The sequence below is a fragment of the Pseudoxanthobacter sp. genome, from assembly GCF_036822375.1.
Lineage (GTDB): Bacteria > Pseudomonadota > Alphaproteobacteria > Rhizobiales > Segnochrobactraceae > Pseudoxanthobacter.
This window is the reverse complement of record NZ_DAISHT010000120.1, coordinates 1-5,740: the sequence shown is the minus strand read 5'-3', so window position 1 is coordinate 5,740 and position 5,740 is coordinate 1. Positions and strand designations below refer to the sequence as shown.

The 5,740-nt window shown below is 71.8% G+C and carries 6 protein-coding genes; 4 read left to right on the top strand and 2 right to left on the bottom strand.

What is annotated here, in order from left to right:
* Both V7067_RS11725 and ybaK read left to right on the top strand, forming a co-directional pair.
* The coding region (locus tag V7067_RS11725; RefSeq protein ID WP_334176087.1) for a glycosyltransferase family 2 protein at positions 1-1,924 on the top strand (1,924 nt) is incomplete at its 5' end.
* Positions 1,921-2,403, top strand: a complete 483-nt coding sequence (gene ybaK, locus V7067_RS11720; protein ID WP_334176086.1) for a Cys-tRNA(Pro) deacylase — start codon at positions 1,921-1,923, stop codon at positions 2,401-2,403. The genes V7067_RS11725 and ybaK, both read left to right, overlap by 4 nt.
* Here the strand turns inward: ybaK and V7067_RS11715 are convergent, their stop codons facing one another.
* Positions 2,404-3,414 (bottom strand): polyprenyl synthetase family protein, encoded by a 1,011-nt coding sequence (locus tag V7067_RS11715; protein ID WP_334176085.1) that lies wholly within the window; start codon positions 3,412-3,414, stop codon positions 2,404-2,406. It abuts the gene before it with no gap.
* A gap of 193 nt (positions 3,415-3,607) precedes the next feature.
* On the bottom strand, positions 3,608-4,162 hold the full coding sequence (locus tag V7067_RS11710) for a peroxiredoxin (RefSeq protein ID WP_334176084.1): 555 nt from the start codon (positions 4,160-4,162) through the stop codon (positions 3,608-3,610).
* Between the two features lie 320 nt (positions 4,163-4,482).
* Here V7067_RS11710 and V7067_RS11705 point away from each other — a divergent pair, with 320 nt between their 5' ends.
* Positions 4,483-5,256 carry a biosynthetic peptidoglycan transglycosylase gene (locus V7067_RS11705; protein ID WP_334176083.1) on the top strand — a complete coding sequence of 258 codons (774 nt, stop codon included), beginning with the start codon at positions 4,483-4,485 and terminating at the stop codon, positions 5,254-5,256.
* A 136-nt stretch (positions 5,257-5,392) separates the two neighbouring features.
* Positions 5,393-5,578 carry a 50S ribosomal protein L32 gene (rpmF, locus tag V7067_RS11700; RefSeq protein WP_334176082.1) on the top strand — a complete coding sequence of 62 codons (186 nt, stop codon included), beginning with the start codon at positions 5,393-5,395 and terminating at the stop codon, positions 5,576-5,578.
* Positions 5,579-5,740: the final 162 nt, after the last annotated feature.

Below are 5,740 nucleotides of genomic sequence, written 5' to 3'. Positions count from 1 at the left end.
ACGGCCCGAAACCGGACCGCCTGAGACAAAGCGGGACCTGACAGAGCGGGACCTGACAGAGCGGGGTCGGGCAGAGCGGGACCAGACGGCACAGGACGAGGCCGCGTGGCTTGCCGGGCTTGCCGCACGGCTCGGCATCGCCGTGGCGGCACCGCAGATGCTGGAGGCCGCCGTGCGCCGGATGGAGGCGGAGGCCGCCCGTCCGCCCGTTCCGCCGCCGCTGCTGGTGCTGGGGCACGGGCCGGAGGGCCCGCTTTATGCCCTCACCGCCACGCCGGCCACGGCCGGCCGCCTTGCCGCGCTGCTGGCGGCCAGCCCGGCGCTGCGCCGCCGCGCGCGTCTGGTTTCGCCGCAGGCGCTGGCGGCGGCTTTCGCCCGGCTGGAGATCCGCCCGGCATCGCACCGGCTGGCGGAATATCACGCCCTGCCCGGCGACGTGGATGATGCGCTGGCCGGGCTCGTGGCCCTCAACGGCAATCTCATCGCCCGCCGCCCGGTCACCCGCGGGCAGGCCGGGCTGCTGGCGGCCGCTCTGGCCGGGGTGGTCGCGGCGCTGGCCACGGTGCCGGATATTGTGTTCGGGGCCCTCAGCGTTGCGGTGGCGACCGGTTTTCTGATGCTGGCGGCCGCGCGCCGCAGCGCCGCCCGGCTGGTGGCGGCCGGCGGCTTCCATCCGCCGCTCGCGCCGGTGCCGGACGATGCGGAACTGCCCGTCTACACGGTTCTGGTGCCGCTGCGCCATGAGGCGGCCGTGGTGCCGCGCCTCATCGTCCATCTCCTGCGCCTCGATTATCCGCCGGACCGGCTCGACATCAAGCTGCTGGTCGATGCCGACGACACGGAGACCGCCGCCGCCGTGCGCCGCCACGCCCGCGGGGCGATGTTCGAACTGGTGGTGGTGCCGAGGCGCGGGCCGCTGACGAAGCCGAAGGTGCTCGACATCGGCCTGCAGAACGCCCGCGGCAGCCTCGTCACCGTTTTCGACGCGGAGGACCGGCCGCAGCCCGGCCAGCTTCGCGAGGCCGCGGCGGCCTTTGCTGCCGGGGGCGCGGACCTCGGCTGCGTGCAGGCCCGGCTTTCCGTCGACCACGGCGGCGAGAAGCTCATCACCGGCTTCTTCGCCCTCGAATATGCCATGCTGTTCGACGGGCTGCTGCCGTTCTATGCCAGCCGCGGGCTGCCGTTCCTGCTGGGCGGCACGTCCAACCACTTCCGCCGTTCGGCGCTGCGGGCGATCGGCGGCTGGGATGCCTGGAACGTGACGGAGGATGCCGACCTTGCCATCCGTCTGGCGCGGGCCGGTTTCCGGTTCACGGTCATCGGCTCCGCCACCTTCGAGGAAGCGCCGCTGACGGTGGGGGCGTTCCTGCGCCAGCGCGGCCGCTGGCAGAAGGGCTGGCTGCAGACGTGGCTGGTGCACATGCGGGCACCGCGCGCGCTGTTCCGGGCGCTGGGGGCGCGGGCGTTCGTCACGCTGCAGGTGCAGTTCTTCGGCGGGCTGTTTGCCAGTCTGGCGCTGGCGCTGTGGGGCGGGCTGCTGCTGGCGGGCCTTGCCGGGCTGCCGGTGGCGCTGTCCGATGGCTCGCTGGCCGGCGATGTGCTGTTTGCGCTCGGTGTGGCCGACTGCCTCGTCTGCTACGGGGCCGCCGGCGTGCTGGCCGTGCGGGCGCTGGCGGTGCGGCCGATCGGCGTCAGCCGCTGGCTGATCGCGCTGTGGCCGGTCTATGGCGGGTTGCTGGCTTTTTCCGCGGTGAGAGCCGTGTGGGAATGGCTGCGCCGCCCGCACCACTGGGACAAGACCGCCCACGGACTGGCCCGGCACCGGCCGGAGGCCGCGGGACGGGGCCGGCGGCGCGGTTCCGCCCGGCGGCAAACGGGGGTATGGATGCGAACGTTCCGCTTTCTGCCACGGGCCGGCTCATGAGCAAGCGCACACCCGCCACCCAGGCCATGGAAAAGGCCGGGCGGCCATTTGAACTCCTCGAATACCCGTTCGACCCCCATGTCGATTCCAAGGGGCTGGCGGCGGCGGAGGCGCTGGGCCTGCCGCCGCGGCAGGTGTTCAAGACGCTGATGGCGGAGGCTGGCCGCGAGGTGCTGGTGGCCGTGGTGCCGAGCGATTGCGAACTGAACCTCAAGGCCCTGGCCCAGCTGGCCGGCCAGAAGGCGGCGGCCATGCTGAAGCCGGCCGATGCGGAGCGAATCAGCGGCTACAAGGTGGGCGGCATCAGCCCGCTGGGGCAGAAGAAGCGGCTGCGCACCTTTCTGGACGAAAGCGCGCTCGGCCTGCCGTTCATCGTCGTCAACGGCGGCCAGCGCGGTCTGCAGATTCGCGCCGCGCCGGCCGATCTGCTGGCCGCCTGCGACGGGGTGGCCGCGCCGATCGCCGTCCAGCGCCGCTGATCAGTTGCGCCGCTCGGCCACGAACCGGGCGGCGGCCTGCAGAACGGCTGCCGCCGGGCCGAAAGGCGCAAGCAGCGCCTCCGCCTCCGCCACCAGCGCGCCGAGGCGCGTGCGGGCCCAGTCCGCACCGTTGACGGCCACGAAGGTGGCCTTGCCGCGCGAGGCGTCCTTGCCGGTGCGCTTGCCGACCTCCTCGGCACCGCCGTCCACGTCCAGCAGATCGTCGGCAAGCTGGAAGGCGAGGCCCAGCACATCGCCGAATCGCTTCAGCGCGGCCAGATCGTCCGCCTGCGCCCGGCCCAGCGTGGCGCCCATGGTGCAGGCGGCGGTGATGAGAGCGCCGGTCTTCATGGCCTGAATGCGGGCCACCATCGCTTCGTCCGGCACGCTGTGCTCGGCCGCCAGATCCAGCATCTGCCCGCCGACCATGCCGGCCGGGCCGGCCGCCCGGGCAAGCTGCGAGACGAGGGCGATGCGCACCGCCGGGTCTCCGTCGGTGGCCGGGTCGGAGAGAATTTCGAAGGCGAGCGTCAGCAGCCCGTCGCCGGCCAGAATGGCGGTTGCCTCGTCGAAGGCGCGGTGAACGGTCGGCTGGCCGCGGCGCAGATCGTCGTCGTCCATGGCCGGCAGGTCGTCATGGATCAGGCTGTAGCAGTGCAGCACCTCGATGGCGGCGGCGGCGCGCAGGGCGCGTGCCTCAAGGTCGTCCGGCGCCGTTCCGGCACGGGTGGCGGCAAGGCGGGCCGATTCGACCAGCAGGAACGGACGGAAACGCTTGCCCCCGCCCAGCACGCCGTGCCGCATGGCGGCCGCAAGGCGCGCCGGCGTGACGAAGGCCGCCGGGCCGGCACTGTCGTCGGCCGCCAGAAGGGCGGCCAGCACCGCCTCGCTGGCGCCGGCGGTGGCGGCGAGGGACGCAGCAAGGGACGGGGAGAGCGAAGCGGCGAGGGTGTCGCCGGGCGCCGCGCCGGCGGGCGTGCGTTCCGCGGGGGCGGGTGAAGGCATCGTCATGTCCATATGATCCCGCAAGTCCATACTTGATCCGCAAACGTTCCCGCAGTCCGCATTCCCGCAGTCAGCAGGCGCGTCCGCGATCCCGGGCAATCTCTGCCGCCGGTGCGGCTGTCAAAGGCGGCCCGGGCCCGTTCCGGCAGGGCATGCCGCCTCGCCGCGCGCCGGTCAAGCGGTCCCGGCCGGTGGTGCGTCAGGCGACCTTCAGCACCGCGCCGCCGATCTCGCGGTTGCAGGGGCACAGGGCATCGGTCTGCAGGGCGTCGAGCACGCGCAGCGTGTCGGCCGGGTTGCGCCCGACGCTGAGATTGTTGACGCAGACGTGCTGGATGATGCCGAACGGGTCGACGATGAAGGTGGCGCGATAGGCCACGCCTTCCGGCGCCCGCACGCCGAGCCCGTCGACCAGCGAGCGGCCGGTGTCGGCAAACTGCCAGATCGGCAGCCGGTTGAGATCGGGATGGCTGCGCCGCCAGGCGAGCTTCACATATTCGTTGTCGGTGGAGCCGCCGAGCACCACGGCGTCGCGCCCGGAAAATTCCCCGGCAAGCGCGGCGAAGGCGGCAATCTCGGTCGGACAGACGAAGGTGAAGTCCTTCGGATAGAAGAAGATCACCTTCCATTTGCCGGGGAAGCTCGCCTCGGTCAGCGGCTCGAAGGCCGAATCGCCGTTTTCCTGATGGTCGTTGAAACCCGGCCTGACGCCGGTGACCGTGAAGGCCGGGAGGGTTTCGCCAACGCCGAGCATGCTCGTTTCCTCCGGATGCAGGCCGTGCGGCCGGATGCACGCCCTGATGGCGGGCCCGCCGGTGCCGCGCACAGGGCTGCCTCACGCCCTGTTTCAACCACGGGCACGGCCGGCCGTCAAAACCATTATACCGAATTGTGCCGCCGGAAAAAACGATGCACGATGAAGGGGGTGACTGCCCGCGCGGGGCTTGCGGGCGGGCGTGCGGGGCGGTTGCGGCAGGCCGGAGGCGGCGCCGGGCCGGGACAGGGCGGCTGAGGACGATGGCGGAAGCGGAGGCGCGGCCAGACGACGACATGCCGGCCGCGCCGGACGCCGCGATGACCGGCGAGGCCCGGGCCGCGGGCGATTCGCCCGCTCCCGCCGCGGTTGCCGTGTCCCGTGCCAGTCCCGGGGCTCTTCCCCCCGCCGCGCGGCGGCGGCGCCGGTGGCGGATTGCGCTCGGCACGGTCGCCGCGCTGATCGTGGCGCCGTTTCTGCTGACGCTGGTCTATGCGGTGGTGCCGCCGGTTTCCACGCTGATGGTGGTGCGCTGGCTGACCCTGCAGCCGGTGACGCGCGACTGGGTTTCCTTCGACGACATCGCGCCGGTGGCGGTGCGCTCGGTGGTGGCCTCGGAGGATGCCCGCTTCTGCCTGCACAACGGCATCGACACGGTGGAATTCGGCAAGGTGGTGGATGCCTACATGGACGGCGAGGCCACCCGCGGCGCCTCCACCATTCCGATGCAGGTGGTGAAGAACCTTTTCCTGTGGCCCGGCCGCGACGTTGCCCGCAAGGCGCTGGAGATGCCGCTGGCGCTGTGGCTCGATCTGGTGCTCTCCAAGCGGCGGATCGCGGAGATCTATCTCAATATCGCCGAGTGGGGCCCGGACGGCACTTTCGGCATCGAGGCGGGTGCGCAGCGCGCCTTCGGCATTCCGGCGGCAAAGCTGTCGCGCCGGCAGGCCGCGCTGATGGCGGCGGTGCTGCCAAACCCGGTCAGGCGCAATCCGGCCCGTCCGTCCGGGGCGGTGGCGGCCCGCGCGGCGCGGGTGGCGGCAGAGGCCAGCCCGGAGCGCACGCCCTTCGAATGCCTTTTTCCGGGCTCCTGAGCCGGCGGTGCAAAGAGGCTGGTCAAGGGCGGTGGATATCTGTATAAGGCCGCTACATTCCCTATGGGCTGTGGACGCGACCGGGCTGCCTTGCCGAGATCGGCGAGCCGCCGGCGTTTGCACCGGAGAGATACCGATGGCTGTTCCGAAACGTAAAACCTCGCGCATGAAGCGCGGCTTCCGCCGCTCGGCCGATGCGCTCAAGGCCCCGACCTATGTCGAGGACAAGGATTCCGGCGAACTGCGCCGTCCGCATCATGTCGATCTGAAGACCGGCATGTATCGCGGCCGCCAGATTCTTGCACCGAAGGCGGAAGCCTGATTGCAGGTCTGCGGCATGGCAGCGGCCATGCCGGCTTACGGCTCTGTCCTCTGAAAGCGCGTCCGGGCGGTCTGCCCTCCGGGCGCGCTTTTGCTTTTCTGTGCCATGCGGCGGCTGAGGCGGCTCGGGCGGGCCGGTCTGCGGCCCGGCCTCCCGCTGTCC

Excerpts from the sequence above, each read along its gene's own strand:
- ybaK (WP_334176086.1), top strand. The coding sequence starts at position 1,921 with ATGAGCAAGCGCACACCCGCCACCCAGGCCATGGAAAAGGCCGGGCGG.
- V7067_RS11710 (WP_334176084.1), bottom strand. The coding sequence starts at position 4,162 with ATGCTCGGCGTTGGCGAAACCCTCCCGGCCTTCACGGTCACCGGCGTC.
- V7067_RS11705 (WP_334176083.1), top strand. The coding sequence starts at position 4,483 with ATGACCGGCGAGGCCCGGGCCGCGGGCGATTCGCCCGCTCCCGCCGCG.
- rpmF (WP_334176082.1), top strand. The coding sequence starts at position 5,393 with ATGGCTGTTCCGAAACGTAAAACCTCGCGCATGAAGCGCGGCTTCCGC.
- V7067_RS11715 (WP_334176085.1), bottom strand. The coding sequence starts at position 3,414 with ATGACGATGCCTTCACCCGCCCCCGCGGAACGCACGCCCGCCGGCGCG.